This window comes from Pseudaminobacter sp. Soil_N_29, from assembly GCF_057656055.1.
The window spans coordinates 30322-49793 of the sequence record NZ_JBDGLC010000005.1; the positions used below are offsets into that span (position 1 = coordinate 30322).

The window sequence follows — 19472 nt, forward strand, 5'->3', positions numbered from 1 at the left end:
GGCCGGGGAAGCTCGGGCGCTGACCGCCCTCCAGGCGCAAAAACGTTGTGCCTTTTCATTAAATCAATTGTCTTGAAATATTCCTTGTTGAATATTGGGACCCTGTCAAGAGGGATGTCGATGGACGATACACGGCATATCCGGGCGAAAAGCGGGACCAATCTCGGCGGCGCCAGCGCGCATAACCGACGGGTGATGATCGACGCCCTACGGGTAAACGGGGCGCTGTCGCGCGCTGATCTCGCGCGGGCGACGAGGCTGACGCCGCAGACCGTCTCCAACATCATCGAGGAGCTTTCGCGCGACGGATTGGTGCGCTCGCTCGACACGGTGCGCAAGGGCAGGGGACAGCCGGCCACGCCCTACGGGCTGGTGCCCGAAGGCGCCTTCGCCATCGGCCTGCAGATTGACCGGCACGTGACGCGGGCGATCGTGGTCAATCTGGTCGGCGAGGTGCTGGCCCGGATGGAAGCCAACCTTCCCCCCGGGGGCCCGGCCGAGGGCGTGAAGGTGGTGCTCGACCTTATCGCCTGGGCGCGCAAGGCGCTGTCGGATCGTGTGCCGCAAGCGGAGGAGCGGCTGGTGGGCCTCAGCATCGCCATGCCCGGCCCGTTCGGCATCAGCGCGCCCTATGGCGACCCCTGGGCGATGACAGCCTGGCAGGCCTTTCCGCTGCTGGAGACCATCGCCGCCGGAACCGGGCTTGAGGTGGTGCTGCAGAACGATGCCGCGGCCGCATCGACGGCGGAGAAGATGCTTGGCGCGGCCCACGGCGTGGACCATGCCATCTGCATCTTCCTTGGCTACGGGCTCGGGGCAGGGCTGATCGTCAATGGCGAGCTTTATGGCGGGGCCTATGGAAATGCCGGCGAGATCGGCATGATGCTGGCGCTGTCGCCCGACGAAGGCGGCGCGGGCTCGCTTGAAACCTTCGCTTCCATCGCCTCCCTGTGCAAGGCACTGGATCTCGACCCTTCCGACCCGAAGCTGTTCGAGCTGATTGCCGACGCGGTGGCGCGGCAAGACCCGCGGGCCGAGGACTGGATCGGCAAGGCCTCCGAGCGGTTGCGCCGGACGGTGCAGATGCTGGAATCGATCTTCGATCCGCAGACCATCATCCTGTGCGGCGGCGCGCCGCGCTCGCTGATCGAGCGGCTGATCGAACGCATTCAGCCGCTGCTGCCGTCGGTCTCCGAGCGGGCCGGGCGCTTTCCCGAGGCGCGGCTGCAGCCGGGGCTGGCCGACCCCTGGGCGGTGGCGCTGGGGGCCGCGGCCGAGCCGATTTCGCGCGCCTTCGATCCGCGCTTTTCGGCGATCCTCAAGGAGCGTCCGGCTTCGGGGCACATGTTCCGCGCCTGAGAGGCCATTGCATCAGTCCGGGCCATGGCTTGACGTGTCGGTCACGCGGGCCGTGCGGATGAACAGCGCCTGCACCTTCTCCCAGAAATTGCCGCCCAGCACGAAAATGCCGGCCACGAAAACGAGATCGCCGGCAAGCTGGTATTCCCATCGGTTGGGCCTGAGCCCGGGCCAGAAATAGTCGATATACGGCTCGAGCAACGACCAGGTGAGCGGCACCCAGAACATGACCAGCCCGATGGCATGGCGCACCGGCCCGACCGGCGGCACCGCATGCAGGCGCGGGAAAAAGCCGACGAGAATGTCCTTCAACTGCTTGAACCCGGCCTTGCCGACGAGCGCGATGATCAGGACCAGCAGGATCTTGTTTATGATGAAGACGCCGCCCGTGTACGCCGCCAGGGTGGACGGCCGCAGTCCGGAAGCCGCAAGGAACGGGATGCTCAGCACCAGCCCGACAGCCACCACGAACAGCGCCATGCCGCAGCCGAAGCGCCAGCCAATGCCTGCCTGACCCCGCATGGACGGCCGCATCTCTGCCATCGTTCAATCCCTCACGGCGAGATCGATGCGCAAAATATATCGTCAGCCGGGGCGTCTTTGCCAGAGGCGCCGGGATGGCTGTTGGTACAGGCCGCTTCGAAGCCGGAGCTACGGCATAAGTTCCATAACAAAACTTATGTGATTTTCGGCTCACCCCCGGCCCACCTTTGCGCGGAGATCCGTTACCCGACACGATCAGCTTCGATGGCCAATGACAACACGTCGTTCGGGTATGCCTGATCACCAATCCGGAAGTGGGTCACACCACATTTCACGAAACCTCGCGACAGGTAGTACCCGATAGCGGGCGTGTTTTCAGAATTTGTCGTCAGCCACACCGAGTCCACACCCAAGCGAGCGCAGTGGGCCATCGCCGAATTCAGCAATTTGCCGCCTGTTCCCTTTCCGTGGTGTCGTGGCTGTACATAGAGAGTGCTTATTTCTGTAGCCGAACAGCCCTCGACTGGCGCCTTTCGGCCCCGGGAAATCCTGATAAAGCCGTCAATGCCGTCCAGATTCTCGGAAACGAAGAAGATCTCGTGCGCATCCACGAGAAGGCGTTCGAAATTGGCCTTGGTGAATTCAGACAACACGTAGTCCGCAAAGAACTCGCTGATCCCGTGGCGAAGATAGGTGCCCACCCAAACTTCGATGGAGAGCGCCGCAAGACTTGCAGCGTCTGAATGTTTCGCTCTGCGAATATTCATGGGTTGCCTGGCCATTGTCACGTGAGAGCGGTCATACATGCGTTTCGCGTACGATCAAGAATGCTCGTCGCGGACACCCTCATTCGACATTTCATTTTGTAAACGGGCAACTCGCCGCCACCGGCGAATTCAGAGAGGCCGCTTCCGGGCATTGCTCAGCGGTCGTAGGTGCGCTCTTCCAGCGGTGTATCGGCGATCAGCTTCTGCAGGCCGGAGAGCAGTGCTGCTTCGGCGCGGTTCGTCGTCTTTTCAGGGTTGACGAGCAGGAAGATGTCGATGGCCGGCGGTGCCTCGTAGGGCGGCAGCCGCCACAACAGCCCGTCGGCCACGTCGCGGCGCGCCACATGCACCGGCAGCGGGCCGATGCCCAGCCCGGCGACGATCATGCGCCGCACCTCCTCCAGGCTGGACGAGACGCCGACGACGCTGGCGTCCAGCATGGCCTCGCTGCGCAGCAGCGCCACCGGCCGCAGCGCGTCGGCGATGTGGTCGGTGTGGAAGGACACGGAAGGCTCGCCCTTGAGGTCGGCCAGCGCCAGCCCGGTGCGGCCGTAGAGCCTGTGGCCGGGGCCGCAGAAGAAGCCGAAGAACTCGCGATAGATCATCGTGTAGTCGAGCGCGGGGTCGCGCTCGCTGACCAGGCACAGCCCGAAGGACGCGCGGCGCTCGCGCACCTGCCTGGCCACCTCCGCGCTTGGGGCAACCGTGATGGCAATGCTGGCGCGCGGATAGTTGCGCCGGAACTCGGCCAGCGCCCGGTCGAACAGCGGCGAGACGATGTGGCTGGCGACCGCGATGGCGACATGGCCGGTGACGTCCTCGCCGGCGCCGCGCACCAGAACGGGCAGCTGCGAGATGGCGCCGAACGCCTCTATGCCCTGCTCGTAGACCAGGCGGCCGGCCTCGGTAAGCTCGAAGCGGTTGGCGGCGCGCTCCACCAGCCTTTGGCCGATGCGCTCTTCCAGACGGCGCAGGGCATTGCTGACGGTGGGCTGCTTGAGGTTGAGGCGCTCGGCCGCGCGGGTGATGCTCTTGACCTCGGCGATGACGACAAAAGTGCGCAGCAGGTTCCAGTCCAGCTCCCAGACCAGCTTTTGCGACCGCGGCGAGGTCATTCCCGAAATCTATGCTCCCTATTTCCATTATCTATTTGCGCAATGACCCGACAAAGGCAATCCTGCCTGCGGATGCGTGCCGACCGCGCATCCGCAATGCTGGGGGTAACGAGGCGAGGCGGCGGTGGAGCGTGCGACGCGCAATTGCGGAATGAGCATGACCCTGCGCGGCGCGAACGCCCCCGCGGCGGGGGACAGGCCGCCGCCTTGCCGCACTGCCCTGCCCGCCTTTTCCGAACAACATTTTGACGGGACATCCAATGCCTGAGGCTGCCAGCCTGCCCTTTGCCTATGCTGCGGAAGCCGAGCGACCGGCCTCGAACCTGTTCTACATGACGCGGCTGCGCCGGCCATTGGTGGACCGCGCCGAAGGCATCTACCTGTGGGACAATCAGGGCCGGCGCATGATCGACGGCGCCAGCGGCGCCATGGTGGTCAATATCGGCCACGGCAACCGCCACGTCCTCGACGCCATGAAGCGGCAGATGGAGCGGGTGACCTTCGCCTACCGCCTGCATTTCGAGAACGAGGCCGCCGAGGAACTGGCCCTGCGCATGGCGCAGAAGATGCCGGGCGACCTGGACCGCATCTTCTTCGTTTCGGGCGGCTCGGAAGCGGTGGAATCGGCCATCAAGCTTGCGCGGCAATGGGCGGTGGCCACCGGCCAGCCGAAGCGCTGGAAGGTCGTGGCGCGGTTTCCCTCCTACCACGGCGGCACTGTGGGCGCGCTGGCGGTAACGGGCGACCTGGCGCTGACCGAAACCTTTGCGCCGCAGATCCGCGACATGCCGACCGTGCCGGCGCCTACCGCCTATCGCGACCGCGACAACCTTTCGATGGAAGAGCGCGGCCTGCGCTATGCCGACATGCTGGAAGAGAGGATTTTGGCCGAGGGGCCCGAAACGGTGCTCGCCTTCATCATGGAGCCCATCGGCGGCGCGGCGACCGCGGCACTGGTGCCGCCGGACAGCTATTTCAAGCGCATCCGCGAGATCTGCGACAGATATGGCATCCTGCTGATCCATGACGAGGTGATGACCGGTGCCGGCCGCACCGGCAGATATCTCGGCGGCGACCACTGGCAATGCCGGCCGGACATCGTAACCCTGTCCAAGGGCATCGGCTCGGGCTATGCGCCGCTCGGCGCCATGGCCGCATCGCGGCGGCTGGTGAAGCCGGTGCTCGACATGGGCGGTTTCCAGCACGGCTACACCTATGCCGGCAACCCGCTGTCCTGCGCCGCCGGCCTGGCGGTGCTCGACGAGATGGAGCGCCTGGGCTGCGTGGAGAACGCGGCTGCCATGGGCGAGCTTCTGAAGCAGGAGCTGGAAGGGCTGGCGCGGCGCTTCCCATTCGTTGCCGGCGTGCGCGGCAAGGGCCTGCTTATCGGCGCCGACCTAGTGTCCGACCCCGAAACCTTCGCGCCCTTGCCGAAGGCGCTGAACGCCAACCAGAGGCTTCTCGACCACGCCTACCAGCGCGGCATGATCGTCTATTCGCGGCGCATCCGTGGCGACGGCATCGAGGGCGACAACTTCATACTGGCGCCGCCGCTGATCATCGATGCCGCGCAGGTGGGCGAGATGGTCGACATTCTGGCGGATTCGCTGGAAGCGCTTGCCGCCGAACTCGATCTTCCCGTCAACGGCTGAGAACAGAAAATGGCTTCAACCAGATCGACGCGCCGGAAGGTCATCATCACCTGCGCGGTCACCGGCTCGGTCCACACGCCGACCATGTCGCCCTATCTGCCCATCACGCCCGACCAGATCGCCGCCGAGGCGATCGCGGCGGCGGAGGCCGGTGCCTCCATCCTGCACCTGCATGCGCGCGACCCCAAGGACGGCCGGCCCACGGCCGACCCGGACGTGTTCATGCAGTTCCTGCCGCGCATCAAGCAGGCGACCGACGCGGTAGTGAACATCTCCACCGGCGGCTCCTCGCTGATGACGCTGGATGATCGCCTCGCCATTTCGCTGCGCGCCGAGCCGGAAATGTGCTCGCTGAACATGGGCTCGATGAATTTCGCTCTGTTCCCTGCCCTAGACAAGCCGACCGAGTGGCAGCACGAGTGGGAGCCGAAGCTGCTGGAGGCCACGCGCAGCACGCTCTTCAAGAACACCTTCGCCGACATGGAATTCATTCTCGAACGGCTGGGGCGCGGCTGCGGCACGCGCTTCGAGTTCGAATGCTACGATGTCGGCCACCTTTATTCGCTGGCGCATTTGCGCGACCGCGGCCTGGTGAGCGGGCACCTGTTCATCCAGTTCGTGTTCGGCGTGCTGGGCGGCATCGGCGCCGACCCGGACAACCTGACCCACATGAAGCGCATTGCCGACAAGCTGTTCGGCGACAACTACAGCTTTTCGGTGCTGGCCGCCGGCCGCCACCAGATGCCGATGATAACCATGGCCGCCGCCATGGGCGGCAATGTGCGGGTGGGGTTGGAAGACAGCCTCTATGACGGGCGCGGCCAGCTTGCGCGCTCCAACGCCGACCAGGTGCGGCGCATTCGAAAGGTGCTGGAGGCGCTGTCGCTGGAAGTGGCGACGCCTGCCGAAGCGCGCGAGATGCTGGAGCTGAAGGGCGGCGACCGGGTGGCGTTCTGATGAACGGCGTGCGTATCCGGCCAGGCGAGCCCGCCGACGCGGAGACGATGCACGACGCGATCCTGCAACTCGGGCGCTTCACCGGCCTTGAGCAAAAGATCGCCAGCACGGCCGACGATTTCCGGCGCTTCGGCTTCGGGCCGGACGCGGCGTTCCGGAGCCTGATTGCGGAAGTGGACGGCACGTTTGCGGGGCTCTGCCTGTTCTTCCCGATCTTCTCGACCTGGCTCGGGCGCCCCGGCGTCTATGTGCAGGACCTTTATGTCGACGAGCGGTTCCGCGGCAGGAAGGTAGGCGAAAAGTTGCTGCGCGCCACGGCAGGCTGGTCGCGCCAGCGCGGGGGCGTCTATCTGCGGCTGGCCGTCGACGTCGACAACATTTCCGCGCAGGGCTTTTACGAAAGGCTCGGCATTGGCTGGCTCGACAGCGATCGCGAGCACGGCGCCTATGGCGAGGCGTTTCTGGCGCTGGCGCGCAATGACGGAAATTGAACGAGGAGTTCCCATGAAAGCCTTCTACGCCGACGAGCAGAAGCGCCACGACCCCAAGGGCTTTCTTTCCAGCGGGGCGCCAAAACCCAACCCGGAACAGCCGGAGCGCGTGGAGCGGCTGCTTGCCGGGGCGCGCGCGGCAGGCTGCGAGATCGTGCGGCCGCGCCAGCACGGGCTGGGGCCGATCGCGGCCGTGCACACGCCGGAATATCTGGACTTCCTCGAACATATCCATGCGCGCTGGCAGCGCATTCCCGAGGCGTCGGAAGAGGTCATTCCCAACATCCACCCCATCGCGCGCGGCGGCAGCTATCCGGCATCCGCCGTCGGCCAGGCCGGCTACCACATGGCCGACACCTCCTGCCCGATCTCGGCCGAGACCTGGGAAAGCTCGCTGTGGAGCGCATGGAGCGCGGTGGAAGCGGCAGAGTCCGTGCTTTCGGGCGAGCCGGCGGCCTATGCGTTGTGCCGCCCGCCCGGCCACCACGCCTTTGCCGATGTCGCCGGCGGCTTCTGCTTCGTCAACAATGCCGCTGTCGCGGCGCAGCGCCTGCGCAAGACCGCGGCGCGAGTGGCGATCCTCGACGTGGACCTGCACCATGGCAACGGAACGCAAGGCATCTTCTATGCCCGGCCCGACGTGCTGACGGTGTCGATCCATGCCGACCCGGTGCGCTTCTATCCGTTCTTCTGGGGCCATGCCGACGAGCGCGGCGAAGGCTTGGGGCTCGGCTACAACCTCAACCTGCCGCTGGCGCGCAAATCCGCCGACGCGGAGTTTCTCGCGGCGCTGGACAAGGGCCTGCAGCGCATCCGCGCCTTCGCGCCCGAGGCGCTGGTGGTGGCGCTGGGCCTCGACGCCTTCGAGGGCGACCCGTTCGGCGGGCTTTCGGTGACGACGCAGGGCTTCGCCTGCATTGCCGAAGCGATTGCCGGGCTCGGCCTGCCCACGGTGATCGTGCAGGAAGGCGGCTATCTCTGTGACGCGCTTTCCGACAATCTCACCTCGTTCCTCACCGGCTTTGGCGGTGCGCACAGGCTGGCGGGCTAAAGCGACGACTGCGCAATTCCCGCGGTAACGCCTGCGACATTTCCGCTGCTTGCGCGGCAGACCGCACGCCGATAAAGTGGCATCAGATTTACCACTTTAAGGGGCACGACATGGCCTTTGTCGAAAGGGTTCGTCCGGTCGCGGAAACTCCCCTCTCCCACCCGCAGGTGGACCGCGACTTCATCGGGCGTCTGGTGCGCGCCTTCTACGCCAAGGTGCGGCGCGACGCCCGCCTCGGCCCGATCTTCGAGCGGGTGATTGCAGACGACTGGGAACCGCATCTGGAAAAGATGACCGACTTCTGGTCCTCGGTGATCCTGAAGACCGGCACCTATCAGGGCCGTCCGGTCCCGGCGCATCTCAAGCTGAAGATGGTGAAGGAAGAAGACTTCGCGATCTGGCTCGGCCATTTCCGCGAGACCGCGCGCGAGCTTTGCGAGCCGGAGGTGGCGGCGGTGTTCATCGATCGCGCCGAGCGGATCGCCCGGAGCCTGCAGCTTGCCATGTTCTTCCACCTGCCGCGGGCGCTGGGCGCAACGCCGCCCGCCGCCGCGAACGGCGAGGGAGAGTGAGCGCAACATGCGCATGACGCAGCACACCGACTATGCCCTGCGCATGCTGATCTATCTGGCGACCCGTTCGGGCGACACCTGCACGGTGAGCGACGTGGCCGACGCCTACGGGCTGTCGCGCAACCACCTGCTGAAGGTGGCGCTGAACCTGAAGAACATGGGCCTGGTGGAAACCACCCGCGGCCGCGCCGGCGGCATTGCGCTGGCCCGCCCCCCGGAAAGGATAAATCTCGGTCGCCTGGTACGGCGGATGGAGGACGACTTTGCCCTCGTGGAGTGCCTGAAGACCGATGGCGGGCACTGTGTCATTACACCCGCCTGTCGCCTGAAGGACGTGGTGCGCGAAGCGCTGGACGCCTATCTGGCCGTCTTCGACAAATACAGCCTCGCCGACCTGACAGCAAACATGGATATCCTGGCACGGCTTCTGGACATCCGGCCCGGAAAGGATAACGTTATTACTTCGGCTGACTGACCTTTTGCTTCACAGGAGGAGGGTAGCAAGTCCATGGTCGCCCAGCTCACAGTCGCAGAACGTCGGTTATGCCTTTATCTCCTGGCGGCAGTCGCCATCGTCGGGCTGGCGCTGGCGGCCATCGGCCGAAACGACCCGATCGGCGTGCATGGGATGATCGCCATGCTGGCCAGCGTGGGGATGATCTTCGTGGTGCTTTCCGGCTACTACGAACCCGAACCCTCCCCGGAACGCCTGTCGCACTATTATGACGACCCGATCAAGGTCGGCATCGTGCTGACCATGGCCTGGGCGGTGGTGGGCATGTTCCTGGGCGTCTGGGTGGCCGCCCTGCTGGCCTGGCCCGACCTGACCATCGACGCCGCCTGGGCAAGCTTCGGGCGGCTGCGCCCGGCGCACACCACGGGCGTGATCTTCGGCTTCGGCGGCAATGCGCTGATCGCCACCTCGCTGCACGTGCTGCAGCGCACCTCGCGCGCGCGGCTGCCCGGCCAGGTCAGCCCCTGGTTCGTTCTGTTCGGCTACAATCTGTTCTGCGTAATGGCGGTGACCGGCTACCTGATGGGGGTTACCCAGTCGAAGGAATATGCCGAGCCGGAATGGTATGCCGACATCTGGCTGGTGATCGTGTGGGTGACCTATCTGGCGATCTATGTGCGCACGCTGGCGCGGCGCAAGGAGCCGCACATCTATGTGGCCAACTGGTACTACATGGCCTTCATCCTGGTGGTGGCGATACTGCATGTGTTCAACAACATTGCGGTCCCGGTGTCGCTCGCGCACGCCAAGAGCTATTCGGCCTTCTCCGGCGTACAGGATGCGATGACGCAGTGGTGGTACGGCCACAACGCGGTGGCCTTCTTCCTCACCGCCGGCTTCCTGGGCATGCTCTATTACTACCTGCCCAAGCGCGCCGGCCGGCCGATCTTCTCCTACCGGCTGTCCATCATCAGCTTCTGGGGCATCACCTTCATCTACATGTGGGCGGGCCCGCACCACCTGCACTACACCGCCCTGCCGCAATGGGTGCAGTCGCTGGGCATGACCTTCTCGGTGATCCTGCTGGTGCCTTCCTGGGCTTCGGCCGGCAATGCGCTGGCCACGCTGAACGGCGCCTGGGACAAGGTCCGCACCGACGCGACGCTGCGCTTCATGATGGTGGCCGCCGTGTTCTACGGCCTCTCCACCTTCGAGGGGTCGTTCATGGCCATCCGCCCGGTGAACTCGCTGTCGCACTACACGGACTGGACCGTCGCCCATGTGCATGCAGGCGCGCTCGGCTGGGTGGCGATGATCACCTTCGGCGCGATCTACAGTCTGGTGCCGTGGATGTGGAAGCGCGAGCACATGTATTCGGCGCGACTGGTGGAGGTGCATTTCTGGTTCGCGCTGGCCGGCACCATCATCTACGTGTTCGCGATGTGGAACTCCGGCATCATTCAGGGGCTGATGTGGCGGACCTACAATGAAAGCGGGACCCTGACCTACTCCTTCATCGAGTCGGTGGAGGCCATGCACCCCTATTACATCGCGCGCACAGTCGGCGGCCTGCTGTTCCTGATCGGGGCGGTGGTGGGGGCATACAATGTCTGGATGACCATACGCACGGCGCCCAGGCAAGCCGAGGCGGCGGAACCGGACTTGCCGGTTCCCACCTTCGCGGCCAGGCCGGCGGAGTAGCGAGATGCCCGAATTCTTCCACCGCAAGCTCGAACGCAGCACGATGGGCTTCGTGCTGGCCATCGTGGTGGTCGCCAGCATCGGCGGCCTCATCGAGATCGCACCGCTGTTCACCATCAAGGGAACCGTGGAGAAGGCACCCGACATGCGGGTGTACACGCCGCTGGAGCTGGCCGGGCGCAACATCTACATCCGCGAAGGCTGCTACGCCTGCCACAGCCAGATGATCCGCACCCTGCGCGACGAGGTGGAGCGCTACGGCCCCTATTCGCTGGCCGTGGAGTCGCAATACGACCACCCGATGCTATGGGGCTCGAAGCGCACCGGCCCGGACCTTGCGCGCGTGGGCGACAAATATTCCGACGAGTGGCACGTGGCGCATCTTATCAACCCGCGCAACGTGGTGCCGCAATCGGTGATGCCGAAATATGGCTGGCTGGCGCGCAACACGCTCTATGTGGACGACCTCGGCCTGCATCTTGCCGCCATGCGCGACGTGGGCGTGCCCTATACTGACGAGATGATCGCCAATGCGCCAAACGACGCGCGCGGCCAGGCAGCGCCCGACAGCAGCCTCGCTGCCGGCGTTTCCAAGCGCTATGGCGAGGCAACCCAGATACGCACCTTCGACGGCAATCCGGGCAGCCTCACCGAAATGGACGCGGTGGTGGCCTATCTGCAGATACTGGGGCGCCTGACCGACGCCGCCTACAAGCAGGAGGGTGCCCAAGCAGCGGAGGCGGGGCAATGAGCTTCGACCACGATTCCGTCGTCACCTTCGCCACGAGCTGGGGGCTGATCTATTTCCTCATTCTGGCCGTCGGCGTGCTTGTCTATGTTTTCTGGCCCTCAAACAAGAAGCGCTTCGACGACGCGAAGAAGAGCATACTCGACGAGGACGACGAGCCATGGAAGAAGTAGGCGAGCGCGATCCTGTCACCGGCCGCATGACCACGGGTCATGACTGGAACGGCATAACCGAGCTCAACACGCCGGTTCCGCGGGTGGTGATCTTCTTCCTGGTGGTGACGACGATCTTTTCCATCGTCTACTGGATCCTCATGCCCTCCTGGCCGCTCGGGAGCAGCTACACCAAGGGGCTGCTGGGCATCGACCAGAAACACGTCGTGCAAACGCAGCTCGAACACGCCGCAGCCCAGCGGGAGGGCTGGATGAAGCAGATCGCAAGCGATGACTTCGCCGCCATCCAGGCCAACCCCGCCCTGATGCAGATCGTGCACGAGACCGGCAAGACCCTGTTCGGCGACAACTGCGCGGTGTGCCACGGCATTAACGGCACCGGCGGGAAGGGCTTTCCCAACCTCAAGGCCGCGGCCTGGCTGTGGGGCGGCGACCCGCAGACGATCTACCAGACCCTGACTGCGGGCATCAATTCCGCCAATGCGGAGAGCCGGACCTCGCAGATGCCGGCCTTCGGCCGCGACGGGGTGCTTAATGCGGGTCAGATCGACGATGTCGTCGCCTATGTGCGTTCGCTCGGCGGTTCGACCGACAATATCGGGATCACGCCCGAAAAAGTGGCGCGCGGCAAGGAGGTGTTCCAGGCCAATTGCGTCGCCTGCCACGGCGACGACGCCAAGGGCAATCACGACATGGGCGCACCCAACCTGACGGACCCGGTGTGGATCTATGGCGGCGACCGCCAATCCATCACCGCCTCCGTCTATGGCGGCCGCCAGGGGCACATGCCAAGCTGGCAGGACCGGCTGTCGGACGCGCAGCGCAAGATCCTGACGCTCTATGTGCTGTCGCTGCCGGAGCAACGGTCGTGACGGCCGCGACGGCCCCGATGCCGCGAGGGCGGGCACGGCGCGTGACCCTGCTGCTGGTTGGCGCCGGCGCCGCGGCGCTGTTGGCTGCGAATGCGCACCTTGTCTATGTCGCGGTGAAATCGCAGCCGGACTGCGTGCCGCATTCGAAGCAGGCCGGTTCCGGGAAGCCCGGTTCGGCCTACCGAGCGGCGAGCCCGGCATGCTGAGGCCGGCGACATGAAGGGCAAAGGAGCAGACGGAAAGGACCATCGCTATGGGAACTGCTGATCTGGCCCAGGGGCAAGTGGCCGCAACGCCGCCGACGCGCAACAAGGGCCTGCCGGCCACGGCCGCCTTCGGCTGGCTGCACGCCGGCTGGCGGGATCTCATCCCCGATGCAGGCGCAAGCCTGGCCTACGGCCTGGCGGTGTTCGCGATCTCGGCGCTGATCGTGGCCGGGCTGTTCTCCCTGGAGCTCGACTACATACTGTTTCCCGCGCTGGCCGGCTTCATGGTGGTGGGCCCGCTGATTGCGATCGGCCTCTACGAGAAAAGCCGCAGGCTGGAAGCGGGCGAGCCCGTTTCGCTGCGGAACATGCTCTTCGTGCGTCCCAAATCCGGCGCGCAGGTGCTGTTCACCGGGGTCATCATGTGCGGGCTGATGCTGCTCTGGATGCGGGCGGCCGTCATCATCTATGCGCTGTTCTTCGGCTTGCGCCCCTTCCCCGGCATCGACCACATCGCGCCGATGCTGTTCACCACCGGCATCGGCTGGGCGATGCTGATCACCGGCACGGTGGTCGGCGGCGTGTTCGCGGCATTTTCCTTCGCCATCAGCGCCTTTTCGGTGCCGATGCTGCTCAACGAACGCACGGACGCCTTCACCGCCATGGGCACGAGCATCTCGCTGGTGTGGAACAACCTGCCGGTGATGATCGTATGGGGCGCGATCGTGCTGGTGCTGACGGTTGTAGCGCTGCTGCCCGCCATGGTGGGGCTGATCGTGGTGTTTCCGCTTTTGGGGCACGCCACCTGGCACGCCTACAAGGCCATTCGTTGACTGTGAACGCGCGGGGAGCCGAGATGAGCTGCCACGCCCCCGACGTGAAGGCGACACCGGCCGTGCAAGCAGGCCCCGCGGCCGCAGGCGCGGAGGAACTGCTGCTCGCCAGCCGCGACCTTGGCGGCGGCACCTGGCAGAGCGAACTTTCGGTGCCGGGGATACACTGCGCGGCCTGCATCGCGAGGGTCGAGAAGGCGGCGCGCGGACTGCCCGGCGTGGCCCGCGCCCGCGTCAACCTTTCCACGCGGCGCCTGACGGTGGACTGGACACCGAAGGAGGGCCGGCCGCCCGACCTGATCGGCACGCTGGGCGCCATGGGCTACGAGGCCTATCCCTTCGGCGCGGAGGCCGGCGCGAAGGACCCCGAGCTTGGCCGCCTCGTCAGGGCGCTGGCCGTCGCCGGCTTCTCGGCGATGAACATCATGCTCTATTCGGTTTCGGTGTGGGCGGGCGCGGACGAAGCCACGCGGCATTTCTTCCACTGGATTTCCGCCGGGCTGGCGCTGCCGGCGATCATCTATTCGGGGCGGGTGTTCTATGCCTCGGCATGGTCGGCGCTGCGGCGCGGGCGCACCAACATGGACGTTCCGATCTCGGTCGGCGTCCTCCTGGCCTTTGGCCTCAGCCTTTACGACACGCTCCACAACGCCCGCTACGCCTATTTCGACGCAGCCACCACGCTGCTGTTCTTCCTGCTTGTGGGCCGCACGCTCGACCATGTCATGCGCGAGAGGGCGCGCTCGGCCGTGGCGGGGCTGGCCCGCCTTTCGCCGCGCGGCGCAATCATTCTCGCCGGCGACGGCGCGCGCCATTACCTGGCGGTGGAAAACATCGAGCCCGGCCAGACCGTGCTGGTGGCGCCGGGCGACAGGGTGCCGCTGGACGGCATCGTGAAGCAGGGACAATCCGAACTGGACTGCTCGCTGGTGACGGGCGAAGCGGCCCCCCGCCGTTTCGAGCCCGGCATGGCGGTGCAGGCGGGGCTGCTCAACCTCACCGGCCCGCTGGCGGTGACGGCCACGGCAAGCGCGCAAAACTCCTTCCTGGCCGAGATGATACGCCTGATGGAGGCGGCCGAGGGCGGCCGCGCCCGCTATCGCCGCCTGGCCGACCGCGCGGCCGCGCTCTATGCGCCGGTGGTGCACACGATTGCGCTGGCGACCTTCGCGGTGCGGCTGGCGGCGGGCGGCGACTGGCATTCCGCCGCCACCATCGCCATTGCGGTGCTCATTATCACTTGCCCCTGCGCGCTGGGGCTCGCCGTGCCCATCGTGCAGGTCATGGCCGCGCGGCGCCTCTACGAAGGCGGCATCATGGTCAAGGACGGCGCAGCACTGGAGCGGCTGGAGCGGGCCGACACGGTGGTCTTCGACAAGACCGGAACCCTGACGGCGGGCAAGCCGCGGCTGACGGAGGCCGAAGCGCTGGAGCCGGCAGCGCTTGCAGCCGCGGCCGGCCTCGCCGCCAATTCAAGGCACCCTTTCGCGGTCGCCATTCTTGCCGCCGCGCTGGCAAGGCGGCTGGAGGCGCCGGCCTTCGACACGATCCGCGAACACCCCGGCCTCGGGCTGGAAGGCACCATGGGGGAAAACGTCTATCGCCTCGGCCGAGAGGACTGGGCGACAGGCGCGGAAAGCCGAGACGAGGCGGACAGCGCCTCGGTGCTTTCCCGCGACGGCGCGGCGATTGCCCGTTTCCTGTTCCGCGACAGCTTGCGCAACGGGGCGCAGACAGCGGTTTCCGGCCTGCGGGAGCAGGGGCTGGAACTGGAAATCCTGTCGGGCGACCGGCACGGCGCGGTCGCGGCAATGGCGGAGGCGCTAGGCATCGAGCGGTTCGAGGCCGGCCTTCTGCCGTCGCAGAAGGTTGCGCGCATCGAGCAGCTGCGCCAGGCCGGGCGCAAGGTGCTGATGGTCGGCGACGGCCTCAACGACGCGCCGGCGCTAACGGCGGCCGATGTTTCCATGGCCCCGGCGACCGCAGCCGACATAGGCCGCAACGCGGCCGACTTCGTGTTCCTGCATGAGAGCCTGACGGCAGTGCCGGAGGCGATCACGGTTTCGCGCAAGGCAGGCTCGCTGGTGCGCCAGAATTTTGCTTTTGCCGCCGCCTACAACGCCTTGGCCATTCCCGTGGCGGTGCTGGGCTATGTCACGCCGCTGATCGCGGCCATCGCCATGTCCGCTTCATCGCTGGTGGTGGTGGCAAATGCGATGCGGCTTGCCGGCGGCGGAGGCCGGAAAGCCGATGTGAGAAGTCTGGGCAAGGCGGCCCGGCCGGTTGCGGAAGCGCCGTCGGCACGTGGCTGAGCAGGCTGCGGCGGGCCGGGCGCCAAAGGCTGCCCGGCCCGTCTTGGGAGTCAAATATCCTTGGCCAGCCTCAGCGCATCATAGATCGCCGCATGTGTGTTTCGGGCCGAAACCGCGTCGCCGATGCGGAAGAGCTGGAACCCCTCGCCCGCCACCTGCTGCGGTTCGCCGGCGATGAGGCGCTTGTAGTCGACCGCGCCGCGGTTACTCGATTGCGGCTTCAGCGCAAAATAGAGGTCGTCCATGGGGATGGTGCCGTGGTTGACCACGACCTGATCCACCCGGCGCTCCTTGTCCACGCCGCCATAATCGCTGCCGATGGAGGCGACCAGCTCGTTGCCTTGCCTGACGACCTTGTCGAGGCGGAAGGTGACGGTGAAGGTGACGTCGAGCTTCTGCAGGCTGCGCATATAGGGCACCAGGTTCATGGCCATGACCTCGGGCGCGAAAGCGCGGTCGGGCGTCATGACCTCCAGCTTCGCACCGGATTTGGCGATCACCTCGGCGGCCTGCAGCGCGGCGTTGTCGCCCGCATCGTCGAACAGCAGCACGTTCGAACCCGGCTTCACGTCGCCTGAGAGAATGTCCCAGGTGGAGACGACGAGATCGTTACCCTCCGAAAGAACCTCGGTGTGCGGATAGCCGCCGGTGGCAATGATGACCACGCCCGGCTTTTCGGCCAGAACGTCGTCGGCCTCGGCCCATGTGTTGAAGCGGAAGGTGACGCCCTTGGCCGTGCACTGCGCCATGCGCCAGTCGACGATGCCGATCATCTCCTGCCGGCGCTGGGTGCGGGCGGTGAGCCGCACCTGGCCGCCATGATGCGGGGAAGCCTCGAACACCACCACCTCGTGGCCGCGTTCGGCCGAGACACGCGCGGCCTCCAGCCCGGCCGGGCCGGCGCCGACGATCACCACCTTGCGCTTGACCTTGGCCGCCGGAATGTCGTGCGGCATGGTCAGTTCGCGGCCGGTGGCGGGATTGTGGATGCAATAGGCCGAGCCGCCCTGATAGATGCGGTCGAGGCAGTAATTGGCGCCCACGCAGGGGCGAATGTCGTCCTCGCGGCCTTCCATGATCTTGCGCACGATGTGGGGGTCGGTCATGTGCGCCCGCGTCATGCCGACCATGTCGAGCTTGCCCGAGGCGATGGCGTGGCGCGCCGTCGCCACGTCGGGGATGCGCGCGGCGTGGAAGGTGGGCATGCCGGTCTCAGTGCGCACCTCGCCGGCGAAATCGAGATGCGGCGCGCTGGGCATGCCCTGGATGGGAATGACGTCGGTCAGCCCCGCATCGGTGTCGATGTGGCCGCGGATGATGTTGAGGAAGTCGACCATGCCGGACGACTTGAAGCGGCGGGAAATCTCCAGCCCGTCCTCGCGGGTCAGGCCGCCCTCGAGATCCTCGTCGGCGGTGTAGCGGACGCCGACGATGAATTCCGGCCCGACGCGCTCGCGCACGGCGGCCAGCACGTCGAAGGTGAAGCGCAGGCGGTTTTCGAGCGAGCCGCCATAGGGGCCGTCGAGATCGTTGGTGAGCGGCGACCAGAACTGGTCCATCAGATGGCCATAGGCCTGAAGCTCGATGCCGTCGAGGCCGGCCGCCTTCATGCGCTCGGCGGCGTCGGCATAGTCCTTGATGATGCGCTCGATATCCCAATCCTCGAGCTTCTTGGGGAAGGCCCGGTGCGCGGCCTCGCGCCGGTGCGAGGGCGAGACCACGGGCAGCCAGTCGGCCTTATCCCAGCGGGTGCGCCGGCCGAGATGGGTGAGCTGGATCATCACCGCCGCGCCATGCTCATGGCAGGCGTCGACCACGTCCTTCATCCACGGCACCACCTCGTCCTTGTAGGCAAGGACGTTGTTGAAAACCGGCGGGCTGTCGCGGGCGACGGAGGCCGAACCGGCCGTCATGGTCAGCGCGATGCCGGCCTTGGCCCGCTCGGCATGATAGGCGCGGTAGCGCGCCTTGGGCATGCCGTCCTCCGGATAGGCAGGCTCGTGCGAGGTGGTCATGATCCGGTTTTTCAGGGTGAGATGCTTCAGCCGATATGGCTGCAGAAGCGGGTCGTTCGACATCCATCATGCTCCGAGGACAAAAGTGCCGAAGCTTACGCTAGAAGAAATGTACATGACTGTCCAGAAGGAATGTACATAGGTGTTCATTTTGTCGACACTGCCGTACATTCCGGTTGCATCGCCGCCTGCCGCCGCATATGGTCGCCGCATGGAGCAGGAGAAGCTTGGCGAAACGGGATGGCGCGGGTCACGCGAGGGGTGGCTCGAAGCAGCCTATGAAAGCTTGGTGGAGGCCGGCGTGGACGCGGTGCGCGTGCTGCCCCTGTCGAAGCGGCTGAAGCTTTCGCGCACCAGCTTCTACTGGTTCTTCGCCGACCGCGAGGCGCTGCTGGCAGCCCTCGTCGACCTGTGGCGGGATAAGAACACCGGCAATCTCATCAAGCGCACGGAAAGCTACGCCGAAAGCATCGCCGAAGCGATCCTCAACGTGTTCGACTGCTGGCTTGATCCGCAGCTGTTCGATTCCCGCTTCGAATTCGCGGTCCGCAGCTGGGCGCAGCAGTCTGCCGACGTGGCCAGGGAGATCGACGCCGCCGACACAGCGCGGCTCCAGGCCCTGCAGGCGATGTTCGTGCGCTTCGGCTTCGAGCCCTTCGCCGCCGACGTGCGGGCGCGCACGATCTACCTGACCCAGATCGGCTATATCTCGATGAAGACCGAGGAGACGCTGGCCACCCGCATGGCACGTATTCCCAAATATGTGGAAATTTTCACCGGGCAGATGCCGACGCCAAGCGAAATGGTGCGCTTCTGCGCCAGGCACGGCTTCGTCCAGGCGCCGGAAGCGAGCGGGGGCGCGGCGCAATGAGCCAGCCTACCATCGGCGTCATTGGCGGCACCGGATGGCTTGGGCGCTCGATGGCGCTTGCCATGCTGGATACCGGCTTCACGCACCCCTCCCGCCTGATCCTGTCGAGCCGCGCGCCGAAGGCCGAGGGTCTCGCCGGCTGGCCCAGGGTCGAAATCACTGCCGACAACCGGGAACTCGCGGCGCGCGCCGACATCGTCATCCTGTCGGTCAGGCCGGAGCAGTTTCGGGCTGTCGAGATCGATGCGGCAGGCAAGCTGCTGATTTCGGTGATGGCCGGCGTTTCCATGGCCGAACTGGCCGCAAGCACCGGAGCCGACCGAATCGTCAGGGCGATGCCCAATGCGGGGGCAGAAATCCGCCGCTCCTATACGCCCTGGTTTGCCTCCCAGGCGGTGAGCGCCGCGGAAAGGGAACTGGTGCAGCAGCTTTTCGAGACATGCGGCATGGCCGACGAGTTGTCTTGCGAGGCCGAAATCGACTATCTGACCGGCCTGTCGGGTTCCGGCCCAGCCTTTCCCGCTTTGCTCGCCCACGCGATGTTGGGCCATGCGCTGGAACGGGGACTGCCGGAGGACGTCGCAAAAAGGGCGGTGGAGGCCGTCATTACGGGAGCCAGCCAGCTGCTTGCAGGCCAGAATATTTGCCCCGAGGAGACCGTGCGCGTGTTCCTGGACTATCAGGGCACCACAGCGGCGGGGTTGAAGGGAATGATCGACGGCGGCTTCGTGGAAGCCGTCCGAGCCGGGCTAGACGCAGCCGAAAGCGCTGCCGTCGCAATGTCGCGGGTTCAGTGAGGAGCAGTCGATGCAAGTCGCAAGGGAGGTGCCTGTGCGACTG

20 protein-coding genes are annotated in these 19472 nt (G+C 65.9%); 16 read left to right on the plus strand and 4 right to left on the minus strand.

Annotated features, from left to right (window positions below; all coding sequences use genetic code 11):
- Nucleotides 1–120 precede the first annotated feature (120 nt).
- Nucleotides 121–1359 carry an ROK family protein gene (locus AC3A4H_RS12925; RefSeq protein ID WP_487767014.1) on the plus strand — a complete coding sequence of 413 codons (1239 nt, stop codon included), beginning with the start codon at nt 121–123 and terminating at the stop codon, nt 1357–1359.
- Between the two features lie 12 nt (nt 1360–1371).
- Here AC3A4H_RS12925 and AC3A4H_RS12930 read toward each other — a convergent pair whose 3' ends face one another.
- The 3 genes from AC3A4H_RS12930 to AC3A4H_RS12940 all read right to left on the minus strand — a co-directional run bounded on the left by AC3A4H_RS12930 (nt 1372) and on the right by AC3A4H_RS12940 (nt 3724).
- Entirely contained in the window at nt 1372–1902 is a 531-nt protein-coding gene (locus AC3A4H_RS12930) for a transporter suffix domain-containing protein (RefSeq protein ID WP_487767015.1), read from the minus strand.
- Nucleotides 1903–2084: 182 nt separating this feature from the next.
- Nucleotides 2085–2609 carry an N-acetyltransferase family protein gene (locus tag AC3A4H_RS12935; RefSeq protein WP_487767016.1) on the minus strand — a complete coding sequence of 175 codons (525 nt, stop codon included), beginning with the start codon at nt 2607–2609 and terminating at the stop codon, nt 2085–2087.
- A gap of 155 nt (nt 2610–2764) precedes the next feature.
- Nucleotides 2765–3724, minus strand: a complete 960-nt coding sequence (locus tag AC3A4H_RS12940; protein WP_487767017.1) for a LysR family transcriptional regulator — start codon at nt 3722–3724, stop codon at nt 2765–2767.
- Between the two features lie 260 nt (nt 3725–3984).
- Between AC3A4H_RS12940 and AC3A4H_RS12945 the strand changes: the two genes are divergently transcribed.
- The 13 genes from AC3A4H_RS12945 (at nt 3985) to AC3A4H_RS13005 (ending at nt 15746) form a co-directional block, all read left to right on the plus strand.
- A complete protein-coding gene (locus AC3A4H_RS12945; RefSeq protein ID WP_487767018.1) occupies nt 3985–5376 on the plus strand; it encodes an aminotransferase family protein in 1392 nt (463 codons plus the stop codon).
- A 9-nt stretch (nt 5377–5385) separates the two neighbouring features.
- The gene (kce, locus tag AC3A4H_RS12950) at nt 5386–6333 is read left to right on the plus strand and encodes a 3,5-dioxohexanoate:acetyl-CoA acetone transferase (RefSeq protein WP_487767019.1); all 948 of its coding nucleotides are present in this window, start codon (nt 5386–5388) and stop codon (nt 6331–6333) included.
- Entirely contained in the window at nt 6333–6824 is a 492-nt protein-coding gene (locus AC3A4H_RS12955; RefSeq protein WP_487767020.1) for an N-acetyltransferase family protein, read from the plus strand. Before kce ends, AC3A4H_RS12955 begins: the two co-directional genes overlap by 1 nt.
- Nucleotides 6825–6837: 13 nt before the next feature.
- Nucleotides 6838–7875 carry a histone deacetylase family protein gene (locus AC3A4H_RS12960; RefSeq protein ID WP_487767021.1) on the plus strand — a complete coding sequence of 346 codons (1038 nt, stop codon included), beginning with the start codon at nt 6838–6840 and terminating at the stop codon, nt 7873–7875.
- A gap of 110 nt (nt 7876–7985) precedes the next feature.
- On the plus strand, nt 7986–8447 hold the full coding sequence (locus AC3A4H_RS12965) for a group III truncated hemoglobin (protein WP_487767022.1): 462 nt from the start codon (nt 7986–7988) through the stop codon (nt 8445–8447).
- 7 nt (nt 8448–8454) lie between these two features.
- Nucleotides 8455–8922 (plus strand): RrF2 family transcriptional regulator, encoded by a 468-nt coding sequence (locus AC3A4H_RS12970; protein ID WP_487767023.1) that lies wholly within the window; start codon nt 8455–8457, stop codon nt 8920–8922.
- A gap of 33 nt (nt 8923–8955) precedes the next feature.
- Complete coding sequence (ccoN, locus tag AC3A4H_RS12975; RefSeq protein WP_487767024.1) at nt 8956–10602, plus strand: cytochrome-c oxidase, cbb3-type subunit I; 1647 nt, start codon at nt 8956–8958, stop codon at nt 10600–10602.
- Between the two features lie 4 nt (nt 10603–10606).
- On the plus strand, nt 10607–11353 hold the full coding sequence (gene ccoO, locus AC3A4H_RS12980) for a cytochrome-c oxidase, cbb3-type subunit II (RefSeq protein WP_487767025.1): 747 nt from the start codon (nt 10607–10609) through the stop codon (nt 11351–11353).
- On the plus strand, nt 11350–11523 hold the full coding sequence (locus AC3A4H_RS12985; RefSeq protein WP_487767026.1) for a cbb3-type cytochrome c oxidase subunit 3: 174 nt from the start codon (nt 11350–11352) through the stop codon (nt 11521–11523). Before ccoO ends, AC3A4H_RS12985 begins: the two co-directional genes overlap by 4 nt.
- Nucleotides 11511–12395 (plus strand): cytochrome-c oxidase, cbb3-type subunit III, encoded by an 885-nt coding sequence (ccoP, locus tag AC3A4H_RS12990; protein ID WP_487767027.1) that lies wholly within the window; start codon nt 11511–11513, stop codon nt 12393–12395. Before AC3A4H_RS12985 ends, ccoP begins: the two co-directional genes overlap by 13 nt.
- Before the next feature lie 41 nt (nt 12396–12436).
- Nucleotides 12437–12601: a hypothetical protein gene (locus tag AC3A4H_RS12995; RefSeq protein WP_487767028.1), complete on the plus strand. Its 165-nt coding sequence runs from the start codon at nt 12437–12439 to the stop codon at nt 12599–12601.
- Nucleotides 12602–12648: 47 nt separating this feature from the next.
- Nucleotides 12649–13434, plus strand: a complete 786-nt coding sequence (locus AC3A4H_RS13000) for a DUF2189 domain-containing protein (protein ID WP_487767029.1) — start codon at nt 12649–12651, stop codon at nt 13432–13434.
- Between the two features lie 23 nt (nt 13435–13457).
- Entirely contained in the window at nt 13458–15746 is a 2289-nt protein-coding gene (locus tag AC3A4H_RS13005; protein ID WP_487767030.1) for a heavy metal translocating P-type ATPase, read from the plus strand.
- Between the two features lie 50 nt (nt 15747–15796).
- Here AC3A4H_RS13005 and AC3A4H_RS13010 read toward each other — a convergent pair whose 3' ends face one another.
- Nucleotides 15797–17824, minus strand: coding sequence for an oxidoreductase (locus AC3A4H_RS13010; protein WP_487767031.1), 2028 nt, complete (start codon nt 17822–17824; stop codon nt 15797–15799).
- 148 nt (nt 17825–17972) lie between these two features.
- Here AC3A4H_RS13010 and AC3A4H_RS13015 point away from each other — a divergent pair, with 148 nt between their 5' ends.
- Nucleotides 17973–18632 (plus strand): TetR/AcrR family transcriptional regulator, encoded by a 660-nt coding sequence (locus tag AC3A4H_RS13015; RefSeq protein ID WP_487767305.1) that lies wholly within the window; start codon nt 17973–17975, stop codon nt 18630–18632.
- Complete coding sequence (locus tag AC3A4H_RS13020) at nt 18629–19429, plus strand: pyrroline-5-carboxylate reductase family protein (protein ID WP_487767032.1); 801 nt, start codon at nt 18629–18631, stop codon at nt 19427–19429. Before AC3A4H_RS13015 ends, AC3A4H_RS13020 begins: the two co-directional genes overlap by 4 nt.
- Nucleotides 19430–19472: the final 43 nt, after the last annotated feature.